Below are 18,394 nucleotides of genomic sequence, written 5' to 3' on the forward strand. Positions count from 1 at the left end.
TCCGGGACCTGCCGTGTCGCGCGAGCGGCCCCGCATTCCCTTCGCTCCATGCGGGCTACGCTGAACTGCCGCGCTCCCGACGCGCCTTGCTGCCAGCGGCGAGCGGTACTACGCTCCTCCTCCGCAACAACGAGGTTCGGAGAGATCAGCCATGTCGCCAGCAGAAGCCCGCCTGAGGGAAGTCCCCTCCAACATGACGGAGGCGGAGTGGCAGCAACGGGTCAATCTCGCCGCATGCTATCGCCTGGTCGCGCTGTACGGCTGGGACGATCTGGTCGACACCCACATCTCCGCGCGCGTGCCCGGTCCCGACCATCACTTCCTGATCAATCCCTACGGGCTGATGTTCGAGGAAATCACGGCCTCCAGCCTCGTCAAGGTCGACCTGCACGGCAATCAGCTCTCCGAGAGCGAGTACAGCATCAATCCTGCCGGCTTCACCATCCATTCGGCGATCCACGAGGTGCGCGAGGACGCGATCTGCGTGCTGCATCTCCACACCCTCGACGGAACCGCGGTGTCGAGCAGCGCGGAAGGGCTCTTACCCCTGAACCAGACCGCCCAGCTCGTCACCCACGACCTCGCCTATCACGACTATGAAGGCATCGCGCTCGACCACGAGGAGCGGCCGCGGCTGCAGAAGGATCTCGGCGACCACAACCACATGCTCCTGCGCAATCACGGCACGCTGACGGTCGGCCGCTCGGTCGCCTCCGCGTTCGAGCGCATGTACCATCTCGAGCGCGCCTGCTCGATGCAGGTGCGCACGCGCGCGCTCGGCACGCCGGTCTATCCGGTCGACGATATCGCGATCGAGAAGAACACCGAGCTGCTCGCCAACCGCGACCGCGCCGAGCTGCGCGCAAACAACCTCGTGTGGCCGCCCTTGCTGCGCAAGCTCGACCGCGTCAATCCCGGCTACCGGTCTTGAGATATTCACGAAATTGAGGTAGTGTTTACGTCGAACTACCTCTGCACGTATTGGAATGAAACGCCGCCCAATTCCGGGCGGCGTTTTTGTTTCGTGAACTTCGTAGGGTGGATTAGCGAAGCGTAATCCACCTCTTCTCTTGGTGCAGCCCGCAAGAGTTGGTGGATTACGCCTTCGGCTAATCCACCCTACCGCACCGCGCCTATTTCACCTCCGCCAGCGCGGCGAGGATCCTTGCCCAGGAGCGGATGCCCTTCTGGAAGCTCTGCAGGTCGTATTTCTCGTTCGGCGAGTGGATGTTGTCGTCGTCGAGGCCAAACCCCACCAGCAGCGAGTCGAGGCCGAGCGTGCGCTTGAAGTCGGCGACGATCGGGATCGAGGCGCCCGAGCCCATCAGCACGGTCTCCTTGCCCCATTCCTCCGCGAGCGCCTTGCTGGCGGCGGCGAGCGGCTTCATGGTCCAGTCGAGCGCGACTGCGGGCGCGGCGGAATGGTCGCCGAACTCGACCTTGCAGTCGCCGGGAATGCGCGCCGTCACGTAATCACGGAAGGCCTTGCGGATCTTTTGCGGGTCCTGGCCCTGAACCAGGCGGAACGAGACCTTGGCCGAGGCATGCGAGGGGATCACGGTCTTTGAGCCCTCGCCGATATAGCCGCCCCAGATGCCGTTGACGTCGCAGGTCGGGCGCGTCGAGGCCTGCTCGACCAGCAGCCTGCCCTTCTCGCCAGCCGGGAGCGACAGCCCGACCGGCTTGAGAAAGGTCTCGGGCGTGAAATCGAGCTTCTTCCACTGCTCCAGGATATCGGGCGGCGTGTCCTTCACGCCGTCATAGAAGCCGGGGATGGTGATGCGGTTGTCGTCGTCGAACAGGCCACCCAGGATCTTCGTGAGCAGGCGGATCGGGTTCATCGCGGTGCCGCCGAACACGCCGGAATGCAGATCGCGATTGGCGGCGGTGATCTTGAGCTCTTCATAGAGCAGGCCGCGCAGCGAGGTCGTGATCGCCGGCGTGTTGCGGTCCCACATGCTGGTGTCGCACACCAGCACGTAATCGGCCTTGAACTCGTCCTTGTTGGCCTCGATGAAGGGCACGAAGTTCTTCGAGCCGACCTCCTCCTCGCCCTCGATCAGGAAGGTGACGTCGACCGGCAGCGAGCCCGTCACCTTCTTCCAGGCGCGGCAGGCCTCGACGAACGTCATCACCTGCCCTTTGTCGTCCTCGGCGCCGCGCGCGACGATGATCTTGCGGCCGTCGGCATGATCGGTGACGACGGGCTCGAACGGCGGACGGTGCCAGAGATCGAGCGGGTCGACCGGCTGCACATCGTAATGGCCGTAGAACAGCACGTGCGGCCGGCCGCCCGCGCCGGTCTTGCCGACGACGGCGGGATGACCCGCGGTCGGCCTCACCTCGGTGGCAACACCGAGGCTGGCGATGTCCTTGGCGAGATGCTCGGCGGCAGCCTTGCAATCATCGGCGAAGGCGGGATCGGCCGAGATCGACTTGATCCGCAACAACGAGAACAGGCGCTGCAGGCTGTTATCGAAATCCTTGTCGATGTGGTCGAGCACGGATTGGAGCTGCGCGTTGGCCATGATTGCTATCCTGATTGTTAAGTCTCAAGAGGTCCGGGTTTTAGCGCCGGTGCAGCCTTAGGGCTAGCCGCAAGCGGCGGATGCCGGATGTGCCAGGCGAGACACCCTGCGAGGATGGCGGTCGCAGCGAGGTTGTTGCCCCAAGCCTGGAAGGCGAGCGGAAACCACGGCAGCGACAACAGCATGAGGATGCCGGCCACACTGAGGGCAAGCCAGGTTCCCAGGCGCACATGCGCTCGCTCGTCGAAGGCGGCCCGATGTATCAACACCGTCACCGGGAAGTACAGCCACATGAAATAGTATTGCCGGGCCAGAGGCGAGGCGACCGTCATGAGACAGAACAAGATGCCGAGCTCTTCGGCATCCGAGCGCGCCGTCCGCCGCGCTTGCCGCGGCATGACCGCAACGAAGCCGAGCCCGAGCAGCGCCGACAGCGCGAGCACGATCCAGTTCGCCGTCCTGTAGTCGACCTCGATCAGATTCATGGTGCGCGGCGGCTTGCTGGGATCGTCCTGATTGTAGTTGATCGGCCGGACCAGCCGATGCGTGACGGCAATGAGGGACTGGTTGACCCACGACCAGTTCTGCTCGTCACGCTGGCCAAAGCCCTTTTCCGAGCTGGTCCCGACCATGCCCTGGTACCAGGTCGCCAGCTCGGCCGCGTTGCGCTCGAAGCCGCGGATCGGTGCCGGCACGACATAGAGAAGAATGCCGGTGAAGACGATCGCGCTGACCAAGGCCGCCCATTTGCGCCGCCAGGCCAGATAGGGCAGCACGGCGATCGGGAACACCTTGATGGCGGCGGCGAGCGCGAACATGAAGCCGGCCAGCCACGATCGCTGATGCCGCAAGCTCCAGAAGCCGTAGAGCATCATCGCCAGCAGGAGGAGGTTCGGCTGGCCGAGGTCGAACATGTCGAACACGAAGGTCACGGTGGCGACGACCGGCAGCGCCTCGAGCCAACGACCCGGCGCGCGGTCCGAGCCGGTCATGACCTGGGAGAACGCCGCGGTGTACCACCACGCCACGGCGTTCAAGATCGACAGGACGACATAGAGCGGGATCTTGCCGAACCAGCTCGGGATCGCCAGCAGGATTGCCGGCAGCGGTGGATAGATGAAATCGAAATGCTCGACGGCCGTGGCAGGATACAGCGGCCCACCCTCCAGGACCTGCTGTCCGGCCCAGTACCAGAGCGAGTAGTCCTTGGTCTTGCCGCGGCCGAAAATCTCGGGGACGAGCACGTCGGCGATCAGGAGGACGCAGCAGAGCAGAAAAAGCAGATCCAGCGGCGCACCCAGCGACGGGCGTCTGGGTGCGTCAGGCTTGGCCAACGGGGCGGGCGGGGTCACGATGTAGTCCTGAGCGGCGACGACACAGGACCTAGCAGACCGGCGAAGGCTTGCAGAGCCCTTCACCTGAATTTGTGCGCCGTGGTAGCTCGGACGAGCAGATATCAGGCGACGGTCAACGTTCTAGAGCTTCACCGGATACGACGACTGCCTCAAACCGGGCGCTCTGCCTAACGCCGTAGCAATCCGCCGAGCGCGCCGCGGACCAGCGTACGGCCGATCGAGCCGCCGAGCTGGCCGCCGAGCGACTTGCCGATATTGGCGGCCATCCCGCCGATCACCTGGTTGGTGACCGATCGCGTCACGTCGCGGGCAATGACCTGGCCGGTCGACAGACGACCTCGCTTGACGTTGGTGCCGAAGATGGTGCCGACGATCGAGCCGATCTGGCCGAGAACGCCGCCGCCTGCGCCGGCTCCACCATCTTGTGCGTCGGCAGGCGCAGCCGTGCCGGCTACGCGCTTCTGCAGCATCTCATTGGCGGACTCACGATCCACCGCGGTATCGTATTTGCCCTTCACCGGGCTCCTGCTCATGATCGCCTTGCGCTCCTCGGGCGTGATCGGCCCGATCCGCGCCGTCGGCGGCCGGATCATCACCCGCTCCACCATCGAAGGCGTGCCGTTGCCCTCGAGGAAGGACACCAGCGCCTCGCCCTTGCCGAGCTCCGTGATCACCTTGGCGGTGTCGAGCTTCGGGTTGGGCCGGAAGGTCTGCGCCGCAGCGGCGACCGCCTTTTGGTCGCGCGGCGTGAAGGCGCGCAGCGCATGCTGCACGCGACCGCCCAATTGGGCCAACACCTTGTCCGGCACGTCAATCGGATTCTGGGTGACGAAATAGACACCGACGCCCTTGGAGCGGATCAGACGAACCACCTGCTCGATCTTGTCCATCAACGCCTTCGGCGCATCGTTGAACAGCAGATGCGCCTCGTCGAAAAAGAACACCAGTTTTGGCTTCGGCAGGTCGCCGGCTTCCGGCAATTCCTCAAACAACTCCGACAGCAACCACAACAGAAAGGTAGCGTAGAGCCTGGGGCTCTCCATCAGCTTGTCGGCAACCAGGATGTTGACGATGCCGCGACCGTCGCTATCGGTCTTCATGAAATCCTTCAGCTCCAGTGCAGGCTCACCGAAGAATTTCGTTCCGCCCTGGTTTTCCAGCACCAGCAGCTGGCGTTGAATGGTTCCAACCGTCGCCTTGCTCACATTGCCGAAGCTCTGCGCGGCCTTCCGGATCTCGGCTAACGGATCTTCCTCAGCATCCGGTCCCTTCTTGCCGCTGGCGGGCACGATCGCATCCAACAGCGATCGCAGATCCTTCATGTCCAACAATGGCAGGCCGTTCTCGTCCGCGACGCGGAATGCGACGTTGAGAACCCCTTCCTGCACCTCGTTCAGGTCGAGCATCCGCGCCAGCAATAGCGGCCCCATTTCGGTGACGGTCGCGCGCACCGGGTGGCCCTGCTCGCCGAACACGTCCCAGAACACGGTCGAGAACTGGTCCGGCTGAAACTTGAGACCCATTTCGCCGGCGCGCTTGAGGATGAAGTCTTTGGCCTCGCCGACTTCCGAGATGCCGGAGAGGTCGCCCTTGATGTCGGCCGCGAAGACCGGAACACCGGCGCGCGCAAATCCTTCCGCCATCACTTGCAGCGACACGGTCTTGCCGGTTCCCGTTGCACCCGTGACGAGGCCGTGGCGATTGGCCAGCGCAAGCGTCAGCCAAGCCTGCTCGTCTCCCTTGCCGACGAAGATCTTGTCGTCGGTATCGCCGAGCTTGCTGTCCTGTGCGGTCATTATTCTCTCTGATCTTTCTGCCGAGTTTCGCGTCGCGAAACCCCAATGCACCAATTCCGCAGTTTAACGCATCTCGTGCGCCGATTAAATCGGTTCAGCGGCTCCTGCGCATGCGACATTGTCGGAAACAGACGGACAACATCGGCCGAAAGTCGGAATGGGGCGTTCGCATAGCGGCAATTTTTTGCCGATTCGTTCTAGGCTCTTGCACGGCGGCAACACTTTTCGCGCGTTCGCGACGGCGCCTGCGTTCATCGCTTGTATTTCACGTCACACCGGCTCAAGATCATTTTCGAAAGCAATATTCCGGCATGCAAACCGGCTGAGGGGCGGGGTCTTATGGACGAGCTGATCGGACGGCTGGCGACAAACGCCAGCATAGATGGTGCTGTCGCTGAAAAGACCGTCGGCATTGTCCTGGCCTTCCTTCGCAACGAGGGCCCTTCCGACAGTGTGCAGGCCCTGATCGACCAGATCCCCGGAGCGGAAGCTGCGATCGAAGCCTCCAAGAGCGGTGGCGGTCTGTCGCGGCTGATGGGCGGCGGCTTGATGGCCGTCGGCACCCGCCTGATGGGCCTGGGGCTCGGCATGTCCGAGATTCAAAACGTCGCCCGTGAACTTTTCCGCTACGGGCGAGACAAAATCGGAGCGGATCAGATGGGCAAGATCATCGCGGGGACGCCGGGCCTCAGCCAGTTCGCCTGAGCGACGCTTTTCATATCGAGCATCATGACATATCCGATTTCCGAGATTGAGGGCCTGCCGGCCTTTGCCGCCAACAAGTTGAAGGCGCAAGGAATCCGCACCACCGACGCGCTGCTCGAGGCGGCGTCCACCGTGAAGGGCCGCAAGGCGCTTTCGGCCAAGACCGGCATCAGCGAGCAGCAATTGCTGGAATGGGCCAACGTCTCCGACTACATGCGCATCCCCGGCATGGGCAGGGCCAAGGTCGGGCTCGTCCGCGCCGCCGGCGTCACGACGGTGCGGGAGCTCGCCTATCGAAATCCGGCAAGGTTGGCGCAGAGCATGCGCGAGGCCAACGAGAAGAAGAAGCTGGTCCGCGTCCTGCCTTCCGAGAAGTCGGTCGGCGACATCATCGCCAAGGCCAAGAAGCTGCCGCCGAAGATTACGTATTAGCGCTGCGGACCAAGCTGGAGAGGTTGGGGTACCACTGCTCCCAGATCGTCATTGCGAGCGCAGCGAAGCAATCCAGAATCTTGCCGCGGTGACAGTCTGGATTGCTTCGCTGCGCTCGCAATGACGGAGGGTGAGCAAGAACATCGCATCCTCTCGGCCGTCTGCACGCATCGGAATGGCCGCGAATGGCCCCAATCCCGTCTTGACTCCCCCTGCCCGACAGCGCAATGCCACGCGCATGAATGCCTCGCCCTCCCCTTCCGTCCCGCCGGCCGGCTCGGCCGGGATCGGCGCACTGCGGACGCTCGTGGGCCGGCGGCTTCCTGCGGTGATGGGCGTGCTCAACATCACCCCGGATTCCTTCTCCGACGGCGGCGAGTTCATCGCGCCAGCGCGCGCGCTGGAGCGGGCGCGGGCGATGGTCGCCGCCGGCGTCGACATCATCGATATCGGCGCCGAATCCACCCGGCCCTACAAGGGCGCCCGGCCGGTCACGGCGGCGGAAGAGCTCGCGCGGCTGAAGCCGGTGTTATCGGACGTCGTGGCGCTCGGTGTGCCCGTCTCGATCGACAGCATGAAGGCGGAGGTGGTGGCCTTCGCGCTCGACCAGGGCGCGGGGATCGCCAACGACGTCTGGGGCCTGCAAAACGACACCGCCATGGCGCCGCTGATCGCCGCGAGGGGCGTGCCCGTCATCGTCATGCACAACCGCGACAGCGTCGATCCCGCCATCGACATCGTCGCTGATATCAAGACATTCTTCCTGCGCTCACTGGATCTTGCCGCAAAAGCCGGCATTGCGCGCGACAAGATCGTGCTCGATCCCGGGATCGGCTTCGGCAAGACGGCCGAGCAGAGCATGACCGCGCTCGCGCGCTTGCGCGAGCTCGACATGTTCGGCCTGCCGATCCTGGTCGGCGCCTCGCGAAAACGCTTCATCGCCTCGGTGTCGCCGTCGGAACCATCGGAGCGGCTCGCCGGCTCGATCGCCGCGCATCTGATCGCCGCGCAGCGCGGCGCCAAGATCATCCGGACCCACGACGTCGCCGAAACCCTGCAGGCCCTGCGGGTGGCGCAGGCCATCGAGAGCAAGCAATGACCGACACGATCTTCGTCACCGGCCTGTCGATCCATGCCCGCCACGGCGTGATGGATCACGAAACCGAGGTCGGCCAGCGTTTCGTCATCGATCTCGAGCTCTATACCGACCTGTCCGAGCCTGCGCGCAGCGACCGGCTCGCGGACACGGTGTCCTACGCCGATGTCGTGGCGACGACGACGGCGGCGTTCAAGAACACCAATTACAAACTCCTGGAGCGCGCGGCCGGCGCGGTGGCCGATGCCATCCTGTCGCACTTTCCGCGCATCCGCGCCGTGAAGGTCACCGTGCACAAGCCGCACGCGCCGATCGCCGCGATCTTCGACGATGTCGGCATCGTGCTGACGCGCTCGCGGCATCCCTAGCATGGCGAGCGTGCTGATCGCACTCGGCGGCAATGTCGGCGATGTCCGCGCGACGTTCAAGAAGGCGATCGCTCATATCTGCGGCATGGCACAGGCGGCGCTGATCGCGCGCTCGTCCGACTATACGACCCCGCCCTGGGGCGACGAGGACCAGGATCCCTTCATCAATGCCTGCATCGAGATCGAGACCAGCCTCGATCCGCATGCGCTATTGTTCGTGCTGCAGAAAGTCGAGCAGAAGTTCGGCCGCGCGCGAACCAAAGGGCGGCGCTGGGGCCCGCGCACGCTCGATCTCGACATGATCGCCTATGACGACGTCTCCTTGCAGAAGCCCGACCTGACGCTGCCGCATCCGCGCCTGTTCGAGCGCGCCTTCGTGCTGGTGCCGCTGGCCGAAATCGCATCTGACCGCGTGATCTCGGGCATTCGTGTGCGTGACGGGCTCGCCAGCGTCTCGGCGCAAGGCATTGAGCGGCTTCCGGATACCGGTTAACCAAAAACAACCGTTTGCAGGAACGGTCCGCCATGGCAATTTCGCCTGCGAATAACAAGACGTTCGGGAGCCCCGCGCCGCATGACCTCCGTGACTGACGACCTGCCGCTGGCGGCGGATTTTCCCAAGGCCACGCGTGAGGACTGGCGCAAGCTGGTCGACGGCGTGCTGAAGGGCGCGCCGTTCGAGAAGCTGGTCGGCAAGACCTATGACGGCATCAAGATCGAACCGCTCTATCCGCGCGCGAAGGGCGTTGCGCCGGTGATGGGCCGGCCGCCGGCCGCACCGTGGCAGGTCGTGCAGCGGATCGACCATCCCGATGCGGGGATCGCGAATGCGCAGGCACTGCAGGATCTGGAGAACGGTGCGACCGGGCTCGCGCTGGTGTTCGCCGGCGCCAATGGCGCGCGCGGTTTCGGCCTGGAACCGTCGGCCGAGGCGGTGGCAAAGATCCTGAAAGACATTCACCTCGACGCCGGCATCGGCATCGAGCTCGAGATCGGACCGCAATCGCGGATGGCCGCGATCCATGTCGCGGAATATGTGAAGAGCAACGGCCTCGATCCCGGCACCTGCAACATCCGCTTCGGGCTCGATCCGCTCGCGGCGGGCGCGGTGTGGGGCCACAGCCCCTATACCTGGGACGAAATTGCCCCCGCGATTACGGGCGCCATCAAGGGACTCGCCGGGCTCGGCTTCAGGAGGCCGTTCGCCTCCGCCGACGGCCGCGTGATCCATGATGCCGGCGGCTCGGAGGTGCAGGAGCTCGCTTTCGTGCTTGCCTGCGGCGTCGCTTACCTGCGCGCGATCGAAGGCGCGGGCATTCCGCTGAAAGCCGCGCAGGACATGGTCTATGCGCGGCTCGCCGCCGATGCCGACCAATTCCTGACCATGGCCAAGTTCCGCGCCCTGCGGCTGCTATGGGCGCGCATCGAGACCGCTTGCGGGCTGACGCCGAAACCGCTGTTCATCGCGGCCGATACCGCCTGGCGCATGCTGACGCAACGCGATCCCTACGTGAACATGCTGCGCGCGACCATGGCGGCGTTTGCCGCGGGACTGGCCGGTGCCAACGCCATCACCGTGCTGCCGCATACGCTGGCGCTCGGCCTGCCCGATCCGTTCGCGCGGCGCGTGGCGCGTAACACGCAGCTTCTGCTGCTGGAAGAATGCAACCTCGCCAAGGTCAGCGATCCCGCGGCGGGGGCTGGCGGCATCGAGACGCTGACGGCGCAGCTGTGCGATGCCGCGTGGGCCCTGTTCCAGGAGAGCGAGAGCGCCGGTGGCGCGTTCGCGGCGCTTCAGCAGGGTGTGTTCCAAAGCAAGGTCGCGGCCACGCGCAAGGCGCGCGAGGCCAATATCGCGAAGCGCCGGGACATACTGACCGGCGCCAGCGAGTTTCCGAACCTGCACGAGAGCGAAGCCACTGTCCTGAAGGCAGCGCCGATCGCGCTTCCGCCCTACGGCGGAGAGACCTACAAGTTCGAGGCGCTGCCTCCGATCCGTCTCGCGGAACCGTTCGAGGCTCTGCGCGACAAATCCGACGCGAGTTTGAAGGCTCGGGGCGCACGGCCAAAGGTGTTCCTGGCCAATCTCGGCACGCCCGCCGATTTCACCGCGCGCGCGACGTTCGCGAAGAGCTTCTTCGAGGCGGGCGGCATTGAGGCCACAGGCAGCGAGGGCTTTGCCGATCCGGCCAAGCTGGCTGCGGCCTTCAAGGCCTCCGGCGCCGAGCTGGCCTGTCTGTGTTCCAGCGACAAGGTCTATGCGGAACACGCCGAAGCCGCGGCAAAGGCCCTGCAATTGGCCGGCGGACGACATATCTACCTGGCGGGCCGGCCGGCCGAGGCCGAGGCGGCGCTGCGAGCCGCCGGCGTCACGGGCTTTGTCTTCGCCGGAGGCGATGCGCTTGCGGCACTGCAGGACGCCTACCGACGGATGGAACAGCGATGACCGACACCAGCAAACCCGTTCTCACCGGCGGCTGCCAATGCGGCGCCGTGCGATTTGCGGTCATGACGGCGCCGACCAGGATTTCGATCTGCCACTGCCGGATGTGCCAGAAGGCGAGCGGCGCGCCGTTCGCCTCTTTGGCCGACATCAACAAGACCGATTTCGCCTGGACCAAGGGCAAGCCGTCGTTCTTCCGCTCCTCCTCGATCGCCGATCGCGGCTATTGCGCCGCCTGCGGCACGCCGCTGAGCTTCGGCCGCATCGACGGCGATCGCATCGAGATCATGACCGGTACCTTCGATCGCCCTGACCGGGTCGTGCCGACGCGGCAGTTCGGCATCGAATCCCGCCTCGGCTGGGTGGTCGGCATCGCCAATCTGCCGAGCCAGACCACGCAACAGAACTACGGACCGGAGAAGATGGCGACCATCGTCAGCCATCAGCATCCGGATCATGATTGAGCGCTTATGAAATGGTTGAAGCCATGAGCCGCATTCCGAATTTCGCCGACGTCGCCTTCGAGCGGACCGCAACCGCCGCGCCCACTGGCAGCGCCGAGCCGTGGTTGACACCGGAGGGCATCCTGGTGAAGCCCGCTTATGGCGAGGCTGATCTGGCCGGGCTCGATTTCCTCGAGACCTATCCGGGCATCGCGCCGTATCTGCGCGGCCCCTACCCGACCATGTATGTCAACCAGCCCTGGACGGTCAGGCAATATGCCGGCTTCTCCACGGCGGAGGATTCCAACGCGTTCTATCGCCGCAATCTCGCGGCGGGGCAAAAGGGCCTCTCGGTCGCATTCGATCTTGCCACCCATCGCGGCTATGACTCGGATCATCCGCGCGTCGGCGGCGATGTCGGCATGGCCGGCGTTGCCATCGATTCCATCTACGACATGCGCACGCTGTTTGCAGGGATTCCGCTCGACCAGATGAGCGTGTCCATGACCATGAACGGCGCGGTGCTGCCGATCCTCGCGCTCTATGTCGCCGCCGCCGAGGAACAGGGCGTGCCGCCGGAGAAGCTGTCGGGCACCATTCAGAACGACATTCTGAAAGAGTTCATGGTGCGCAACACCTACATCTATCCGCCGGCGCCCTCGATGCGGATCATCTCGGACATCTTCGCCTACACCTCTCAAAAGATGCCGAAGTACAATTCGATCTCGATCTCCGGCTATCACATGCAGGAGGCCGGTGCGACGCAGGATCTCGAGCTCGCCTATACGCTGGCTGACGGCGTCGAATATTTGCGCGCCGGCCTTGCCGCGGGGCTCGACGTCGACCGCTTCGCGCCGCGGCTGTCGTTCTTCTGGGCGATCGGCATGAACTTCTTCATGGAGGTTGCCAAGCTGCGCGCGGCGCGCCTGCTTTGGGCGAAGCTGCTCAAGCCATTCAACCCGAAAGACTCGCGCTCGCTGTCGCTGCGCACGCACAGCCAGACCTCCGGCTGGTCGCTGACCGCGCAGGACGTCTTCAACAACGTGATGCGCACCACGGTCGAGGCGATGGCGGCCACCCAAGGCCACACCCAATCGCTGCACACCAACGCGCTCGACGAAGCGCTGGCGCTGCCGACCGATTTCTCGGCGCGCATCGCCCGCAACACCCAGCTGTTCCTGCAGCAGGAGAGCGGCACCACCCGCATCATCGATCCCTGGGGCGGCTCGTATTATGTGGAGCGGCTTACGCGCGACCTCGCCGCCAAGGCCTGGGGCCATATCCAGGAGATCGAGGAGCTCGGCGGCATGGCGAAGGCGATCGAGGCCGGCGTGCCGAAGCTGCGCATCGAGGAGGCCTCAGCCAAAACGCAGGCGCGGATCGACGCCGGCAAGCAGGCGGTGATCGGCGTCAACAAGTACAAGCCGACCGACGAGGACAAAATCGAGATCCTGAAGGTCGACAACACCAATGTGCGCCGGCTTCAGATCGACAAGCTCAAGCGACTGAAAGCCGAGCGCAACCAGCAGGAGGTCGATGCCGCCCTCGCCGCGCTGACGCGCTCGGCCGGCGAAGGCAACGGCAATCTGCTGGCGCTCGCGATCGATGCGGCCCGCGCCAAGGCGACCGTTGGCGAAATTTCTGACGCAATGGAGAAAGTGTTCGGCCGACATCGCGCCGAGATCAAATCCATCACCGGCGTCTATAAGCGGGAGGCGTCCAGCATGGGCACCCAGGTCGAAAAGGTTCAGGCGCTGATCGACGCCTTCGAGGAGGCCGAGGGCCGCCGCCCGCGCATCCTGGTCGCCAAGATCGGCCAGGACGGCCATGACCGCGGCCAGAAGGTGATCGCCTCGGCGTTCGCCGATATCGGCTTCGACGTCGACATCGGGCCGCTGTTTGCCACCGCCGACGAAGCCGCGCGGCAGGCGGTCGAGAATGACGTGCACATTCTCGGCGTCTCCTCGCTGGCCGCCGCCCATCTGACCGCTGTGCCGGAGCTGAAAGCCGCACTGAAGAAGCAGGGCCGCGACGACATCATGATCATCGTCGGCGGCGTGGTGCCGCCGCAGGATTACGATGCGCTCTATGCCGCCGGCGCCGAGGCGATCTTCCCGCCCGGCACGGTGATCGCGGACGCCGCCGAGGAGCTGATCCGCAAGCTGAACGCCCGGCTGGGGCATAGCGAGGCGGCGGAGTAGATGATAGACTGGCCGTGTGACGGCCAGGTGTGTCCATGACGCGTGACGAAATCGTCGCTGCGATACGCAAGAACGCGGATGCCATCAGAGGCAAGGGCGTAGCAAAGCTTGCCATCTTCGGCTCGCGAGCCGGCAACGATTATCGGCCTGATAGCGATATCGACGTGCTCGTCGAGATTGAGCCGGGCACCTCGTTTTCCCTGCGCAACTTGATCGATGTCGAGCACATCATCGAGGATGCGACCGGCTTGCAAGCACAGGCAACTGTTCGCCGCTCCATCTCTCCCCGCTTTGCGGAGCGGATCGCAGACGATATTGTCGAAATATTCTGACGCTCACGCAGGAGCACTAACCTTGAAGTTCATCGCCGGTTTGAGCGTCGCCCTGGCGCTGAGCGCAACATGTGCGTTTTCCGACCACGCCGCCGATCCCAAACCCGATGCGATCGTCAAGACCAAGAGCATCGAAGCGCGCGTCTTCCTCGGCGACAGGATCAAGGCGGATGCGGCGCTGGCGGCGGACTGCCTCGCGGAGGGCAAGACGTGGCTCGACAAGAATGCCGCGGAAGCCGCTGCCGCGCGCAAAGCGGACCCGCAGTTCTTCAAGGAGGGCGGCTGGGAGTTCGAGCGCAAATATGAAATCCGCTCCGTGGTTGCCGACCGCTATGTCAGCGTCCTGCGCAACGACTACATGAACACACGCGGCGCCCATCCTAATTCGGACGTGAACACGATCCTGTGGGACAAGGCCGCCAACAAGCGCATCTCGATCCGTCCATTCTTCACCGAGACCGCCGATGGCGGCCCCACCATGAAGGCGATGGTGAAGGCCATCATCGCTTCGCTGACGGACGAGAAGAAGAAGCGCGGCGCCGGAGAGACCGCGACCGACGAGTGGTTCAAGTCCGTGGAGCCGCGCCTCCTCAAGATCGGCGCGGTGACGCTCGCGCCCTCCACCGAGGCCGGCAGGAGTTCCGGCCTCAACTTCCACTATCCGCCCTATGCCGTCGGCCCCTACGCTGAGGGCGAGTATGTCGCCTTCGTGCCGTGGGAGACGCTGAAGCCTTACCTCACATCGGAGGGCGCCCGCATCTTCGGCGGCGCGCGGCCCAAGGGCGACGCGGACGAGCCGTGAGCTGAGGCTAACGGGATCGCAAACGGGTCCGGGCCAATGTCCGCGCGAGGGAATCCGTCCAATCGGGAATCCAGGAGGCAAACAGCGCTTTCCAGCGCTCGGCGTCCGCAGGTTCAGTTTCGAGCGCAACCGACCATTCGATGAAGGTGCGGTCGCCTTCGATGATCGGCCGCAGATGCATGGTGCCTTGGTATCGCGTCGGCGCCGGACTCGGGCTAGCGTCGTCTTGCGGATAGGGTATCGCTTCGAGACCGGCATAGGTCAGGCTGTGCTGCAGGTCCGAGTGATCGACCAGGCGCTGGCGGATCCAGTTTCCGAGATAGCAGAAGCGCCTGACGGCGCCGACTTCATCGCCGCGCCTGTTGTCTTCGATCTCGCTCTCGCTCACGCCGTCGATATAAGCGGGGTAGTTGTTGAAATCGCGGATCAGGGACCAGACGTCGTCGAGCGGGTGGTCCAGCACGGCGCTGTAATAGGCTTGGGTCATCGGTGGCTTGCCTTTGGTTTCGTTGCGCGCACAGGTTGGCTAGGCGCGCGGACAAAACCCACCCGATTTCCGACCGCCCATTCGACGGGCCGTCTGCTTCCACACAACATGGCGATTCCAGTTGGTAGCGCTACCTTGCGGCGGCGACGTAAAGCCGACTAGAATGCCGGAGTTGACAAGAGCGCCTGACATCACGGGCGCCGCTGGGAGGCATTCAATGTCCAAGATTTCGCGCCGCAGCTTTGCGGCTTCCACCGCCGCTCTCGCGGCCTCCGCCGCTTTCGGCTTCAGGCCCGCGCTCGCACAAGCCTATCCGGCGCGGCCCGTCACCGTGATCGTGCCCTGGGGCGCCGGCGGCGGCACCGATGCCACCGCGCGCATCGTCGCAGCGCTGCTGGAGAAAGACCTCGGCCAGCCCTTCAACGTGGTCAACCGCACCGGCGGCTCCGGCGTGGTCGGCCATAGCGCGATCGCGACCGCGCAGCCCGACGGCTACACCATCGGCATGCTGACCGTCGAAATCTCGATGATGCACTGGCAGGGCCTCACCGACCTGACGCCGAAGAGCTACACGCCGCTGGCGCTGATGAACGAGGATCCGCCCGGCATCCAGGTCTCCTCCTCCTCGCCCTACAAGACGGTCAAGGAGCTCGCCGATGCGATCAAGGCGGCGCCTCCGGGGAAGTTCAAGGCCTCCGGCACCGGCCAGGGCGGCATCTGGCATCTCGCGCTCGTCGGCTGGATGCAGGCGATGGGCCTGCCCGCCAACCAGGTCGCCTGGGTGCCGTCGAATGGCGCGGCACCCGCAATGCAGGATCTCGCGGCCGGCGGTGTCGACCTCACCACCTGCTCGGTGCCGGAAGCGCGCGCCATCATCGAGGCCGGCAAGGCCAGGAGCCTTGCCATCATGGCGCCCGCGCGCAATCCGGTGTTCAAGGACGTGCCGACGCTGAAGGAGGCCATGGGCATCGACTACGCAACCGGCGCCTGGCGCGGCATTGCGGGGCCGAAAAATCTGCCGCCGGAGATCGCAACCAAGCTCACTGCGGCACTGAAGAAGGTCTACGACTCCGCCGAGTTCAAGGACTTCATGAGCAATCGCGGCTTCGGCACCGTGTGGGGCGATGCGGCCCATTTCGCGGGCTTCATGGACAAGGGCGACGCCCAGATGGGCCAGGCGATGAAGGCCGCGGGCCTGAGCAAGGCGTGATCCGCACCTGCGACGCCGTGATCGGGGTGCGAGGAACTCTCCGCGAGTCCATCTCTCACCTCCCCCGCGGAGACTTCCCCTCACCCCAACCCTCTCCCCGCAAGCGGGGAGAGGGAGCGCACCTCCTGTAGGACTCCCCTATGCGTCTTCCCGACTCCGTCACGGGATCGTTTCTCGTCGCGCTCGGCGCGGCTGCCGCCTACGGCGGCTACATTCTGCCGCCGGTGCCGGGGCAGCCGGTCGGCCCCAATGTATTTCCGCTGGTGATCGGCTGCGGCCTTGCACTGTGCGGGCTCGCGATCGTGTTCGGCATCGGGCGCTCCTTCGAGGAGGAGGAAGAGCTGGTCCCGTTCGAGGACGGCCAGGCGGCTGCCCCGCCACCGCAGGGCAAGCTCTACGGCCTGCGCGCGCTGCTGCCGCCGGCGCTGCTGCTGTTCTACGTTCTTGCCGCCGACCGGCTCGGATTCGTCATCACCGCGGCGATCATGGTCTACGTGACCTCGACCGCGCTCGGGGCGAAATGGAAGCTGGCGCTGCCGCTCGCGGTGCTCTCGCCGTTCGCCATTCATCTCATCTTCGGCAAGCTGCTCCGCGTGCCGCTGCCGGTTGGCCTGCTGCCGACGCCCTGGTGATCGATGTTGAAGACCCTGATTGATGCGTTCGCGCTGATCTCCACCTGGGAGGTCATCATCTCCATGTTCGCAGCCTCCGTGTACGGGCTGGTGATCGGCTCGCTGCCGGGCCTGTCGGCGACGATGGCGACCGCCCTGCTCGTCCCCGTCACCTTCTATCTGTCACCGATCGCGGCGATCGCGACCATCGTCGCGGCCTCCTCGATGGCGATCTTCTCCGGCGATATTCCCGGCGCGCTGCTGCGTATTCCGGGCACGCCCGCATCCGCGGCTTACGCGGATGAAGCCTACGCCATGACGCGCAAGGGCCAGGCCGAGCTCGCGCTAGGGGCCGGCGTCTGGTTCTCCGCGGTCGGCGGCATCGCCGGCGTGCTGTCGCTGATGATCCTGGCGCCGCCGCTGGCCGAAATCGCGCTGTCGTTCTCGACCTTCGAATATTTCTGGTTGGCGCTGCTCGGCCTGATGTGCGCCACCTTGGTGGCGCGTTCCTCGCCCGTGAAGGCGATCGCTGGCATGTTCATCGGCCTGCTCGTCGCCTGCATCGGCATCGAGAATCCCGGCGGCATCCCGCGCTTCACCTTTGGGCTTACGGACCTGTTCGGCGGCATCGAGCCGATCCCGGCCCTCGTTGGCGTGTTCGCGGTGGCGCAGGTGATGCGCGCGATGCTGACGCCCGAACCGCCGCCGCTGCCGCGGCGCAAATTCGGAAGCATCATGGCCGGCCAATGGAAGCTGACCAAGCTCTATCGCTGGCAGATGACGCGCGGGAACATCGTCGGCATCATCATCGGCGTGCTGCCCGGCGCCGGCGCCGACATGGCCGCCTGGGTCTCCTATGCGATGTCGAAGCGTTTCTCCAAGGAGCCGGAAAAGTTCGGCACCGGCCATGTCGAGGGCCTGGTCGAGGCCGGCGCCAGCAACAATGCCAGCATCGCCTCCGGCTGGGTGCCTTCGCTGCTGTTCGGCATCCCCGGCGACACCATCGCCGCGATCGCGATCGGCGTGCTCTACATGAAGGGCCTCAATCCCGGCCCGACGCTGTTCACCGAGAAGGCGTCGAGCATGTATGCGATCTACCTGATGTTCATCATCGCGAATATCTTGATGATCCCGCTCGGCATCGCGATGATCCGCGTCGCCACCTACATCCTGCTGGCACCGCGCTCGGCGATCATGCCGATCATCATGCTGTGCTGCGCGGTTGGCTCGTTCGCGATCGGCAACAACATGTTCGGCGTCGTCACCGTCGCCGCCTTCGGCGTGATCGGCTATGTCATGGAGACGAACGGCTATCCCGTCGCCGCCATGGTGCTCGGCATCGTCATGGGCACCATGGTGGAGCAGGCCTTCGTCACCTCGCTGATCAAGTCGGACGGCAGCATCTTGCCGTTCTTCGAGCGTCCGGTCGCGGCCATCCTCGCCGCGATGGCGATCGGCGCGCTGCTCTGGCCGGTCATGGTGTGGATCTGGCGCAAGGTGAAACAGCCGCAGACCGCCGCGGCTACGACCCGGTGATATCGAACGGGCGGCCCTCGCCTGCCCCGCCGGTGCAGGCCGAGCAGGC

18 protein-coding genes are annotated in these 18,394 nt (G+C 65.0%); 14 read left to right on the forward strand and 4 right to left on the reverse strand.

Going from position 1 to position 18,394, the window contains the following annotated elements; all coding sequences use genetic code 11:
• The first annotated feature begins 151 nt into the window (after nucleotides 1–151).
• The gene (locus tag GA0061099_RS00775) at nucleotides 152–931 is read left to right on the forward strand and encodes a class II aldolase/adducin family protein (protein WP_036023172.1); all 780 of its coding nucleotides are present in this window, start codon (nucleotides 152–154) and stop codon (nucleotides 929–931) included.
• Nucleotides 932–1,133: 202 nt separating this feature from the next.
• Here the strand turns inward: GA0061099_RS00775 and GA0061099_RS00780 are convergent, their stop codons facing one another.
• The 3 genes from GA0061099_RS00780 to GA0061099_RS00790 all read right to left on the reverse strand — a co-directional run bounded on the left by GA0061099_RS00780 (nucleotide 1,134) and on the right by GA0061099_RS00790 (nucleotide 5,679).
• Nucleotides 1,134–2,528 (reverse strand): M20/M25/M40 family metallo-hydrolase, encoded by a 1,395-nt coding sequence (locus tag GA0061099_RS00780; protein ID WP_036023170.1) that lies wholly within the window; start codon nucleotides 2,526–2,528, stop codon nucleotides 1,134–1,136.
• Between the two features lie 17 nt (nucleotides 2,529–2,545).
• A complete protein-coding gene (locus GA0061099_RS00785) occupies nucleotides 2,546–3,880 on the reverse strand; it encodes a glycosyltransferase family 87 protein (RefSeq protein WP_036023168.1) in 1,335 nt (444 codons plus the stop codon).
• 170 nt (nucleotides 3,881–4,050) lie between these two features.
• Nucleotides 4,051–5,679 (reverse strand): helicase HerA-like domain-containing protein, encoded by a 1,629-nt coding sequence (locus GA0061099_RS00790; protein ID WP_074447487.1) that lies wholly within the window; start codon nucleotides 5,677–5,679, stop codon nucleotides 4,051–4,053.
• A gap of 339 nt (nucleotides 5,680–6,018) precedes the next feature.
• On the opposite strand from GA0061099_RS00790, the gene GA0061099_RS00795 reads away from it, so the two are divergent.
• The 10 genes from GA0061099_RS00795 to GA0061099_RS00840 all read left to right on the forward strand — a co-directional run bounded on the left by GA0061099_RS00795 (nucleotide 6,019) and on the right by GA0061099_RS00840 (nucleotide 14,501).
• Complete coding sequence (locus GA0061099_RS00795; RefSeq protein ID WP_036005983.1) at nucleotides 6,019–6,384, forward strand: hypothetical protein; 366 nt, start codon at nucleotides 6,019–6,021, stop codon at nucleotides 6,382–6,384.
• A 24-nt stretch (nucleotides 6,385–6,408) separates the two neighbouring features.
• Complete coding sequence (locus GA0061099_RS00800) at nucleotides 6,409–6,816, forward strand: DUF4332 domain-containing protein (RefSeq protein ID WP_036005985.1); 408 nt, start codon at nucleotides 6,409–6,411, stop codon at nucleotides 6,814–6,816.
• A gap of 238 nt (nucleotides 6,817–7,054) precedes the next feature.
• Complete coding sequence (gene folP / locus GA0061099_RS00805; RefSeq protein ID WP_036023162.1) at nucleotides 7,055–7,915, forward strand: dihydropteroate synthase; 861 nt, start codon at nucleotides 7,055–7,057, stop codon at nucleotides 7,913–7,915.
• Nucleotides 7,912–8,280 (forward strand): dihydroneopterin aldolase, encoded by a 369-nt coding sequence (gene folB, locus GA0061099_RS00810; RefSeq protein ID WP_036005989.1) that lies wholly within the window; start codon nucleotides 7,912–7,914, stop codon nucleotides 8,278–8,280. The genes folP and folB overlap by 4 nt, the downstream gene beginning before the upstream one ends.
• 1 nt (nucleotide 8,281) lies before the next feature.
• Nucleotides 8,282–8,773, forward strand: a complete 492-nt coding sequence (gene folK / locus GA0061099_RS00815) for a 2-amino-4-hydroxy-6-hydroxymethyldihydropteridine diphosphokinase (protein ID WP_036023159.1) — start codon at nucleotides 8,282–8,284, stop codon at nucleotides 8,771–8,773.
• Nucleotides 8,774–8,854: 81 nt separating this feature from the next.
• Nucleotides 8,855–10,726 carry a methylmalonyl-CoA mutase family protein gene (locus tag GA0061099_RS00820; RefSeq protein WP_036023157.1) on the forward strand — a complete coding sequence of 624 codons (1,872 nt, stop codon included), beginning with the start codon at nucleotides 8,855–8,857 and terminating at the stop codon, nucleotides 10,724–10,726.
• Nucleotides 10,723–11,187: a GFA family protein gene (locus GA0061099_RS00825; RefSeq protein ID WP_057027174.1), complete on the forward strand. Its 465-nt coding sequence runs from the start codon at nucleotides 10,723–10,725 to the stop codon at nucleotides 11,185–11,187. Before GA0061099_RS00820 ends, GA0061099_RS00825 begins: the two co-directional genes overlap by 4 nt.
• A gap of 23 nt (nucleotides 11,188–11,210) precedes the next feature.
• Complete coding sequence (gene scpA, locus GA0061099_RS00830; RefSeq protein WP_036023153.1) at nucleotides 11,211–13,367, forward strand: methylmalonyl-CoA mutase; 2,157 nt, start codon at nucleotides 11,211–11,213, stop codon at nucleotides 13,365–13,367.
• A gap of 35 nt (nucleotides 13,368–13,402) precedes the next feature.
• Nucleotides 13,403–13,699: a nucleotidyltransferase family protein gene (locus GA0061099_RS00835; protein ID WP_074447488.1), complete on the forward strand. Its 297-nt coding sequence runs from the start codon at nucleotides 13,403–13,405 to the stop codon at nucleotides 13,697–13,699.
• Nucleotides 13,700–13,730: 31 nt separating this feature from the next.
• A complete protein-coding gene (locus GA0061099_RS00840) occupies nucleotides 13,731–14,501 on the forward strand; it encodes an RsiV family protein (protein WP_085972059.1) in 771 nt (256 codons plus the stop codon).
• A 7-nt stretch (nucleotides 14,502–14,508) separates the two neighbouring features.
• Here the strand turns inward: GA0061099_RS00840 and GA0061099_RS00845 are convergent, their stop codons facing one another.
• Complete coding sequence (locus GA0061099_RS00845; RefSeq protein ID WP_036023151.1) at nucleotides 14,509–14,988, reverse strand: SRPBCC family protein; 480 nt, start codon at nucleotides 14,986–14,988, stop codon at nucleotides 14,509–14,511.
• A gap of 217 nt (nucleotides 14,989–15,205) precedes the next feature.
• Between GA0061099_RS00845 and GA0061099_RS00850 the strand changes: the two genes are divergently transcribed.
• From GA0061099_RS00850 to GA0061099_RS00860, 3 genes are all read left to right on the forward strand, one after another.
• Complete coding sequence (locus tag GA0061099_RS00850) at nucleotides 15,206–16,198, forward strand: tripartite tricarboxylate transporter substrate binding protein (RefSeq protein ID WP_074447489.1); 993 nt, start codon at nucleotides 15,206–15,208, stop codon at nucleotides 16,196–16,198.
• Between the two features lie 140 nt (nucleotides 16,199–16,338).
• Complete coding sequence (locus tag GA0061099_RS00855; RefSeq protein ID WP_074447490.1) at nucleotides 16,339–16,830, forward strand: tripartite tricarboxylate transporter TctB family protein; 492 nt, start codon at nucleotides 16,339–16,341, stop codon at nucleotides 16,828–16,830.
• Between the two features lie 3 nt (nucleotides 16,831–16,833).
• Nucleotides 16,834–18,345: a tripartite tricarboxylate transporter permease gene (locus tag GA0061099_RS00860; RefSeq protein ID WP_036023147.1), complete on the forward strand. Its 1,512-nt coding sequence runs from the start codon at nucleotides 16,834–16,836 to the stop codon at nucleotides 18,343–18,345.
• The last annotated feature ends 49 nt before the right edge of the window (nucleotides 18,346–18,394 follow it).

The organism is Bradyrhizobium yuanmingense (assembly GCF_900094575.1).
Taxonomy (GTDB): domain Bacteria; phylum Pseudomonadota; class Alphaproteobacteria; order Rhizobiales; family Xanthobacteraceae; genus Bradyrhizobium; species Bradyrhizobium yuanmingense.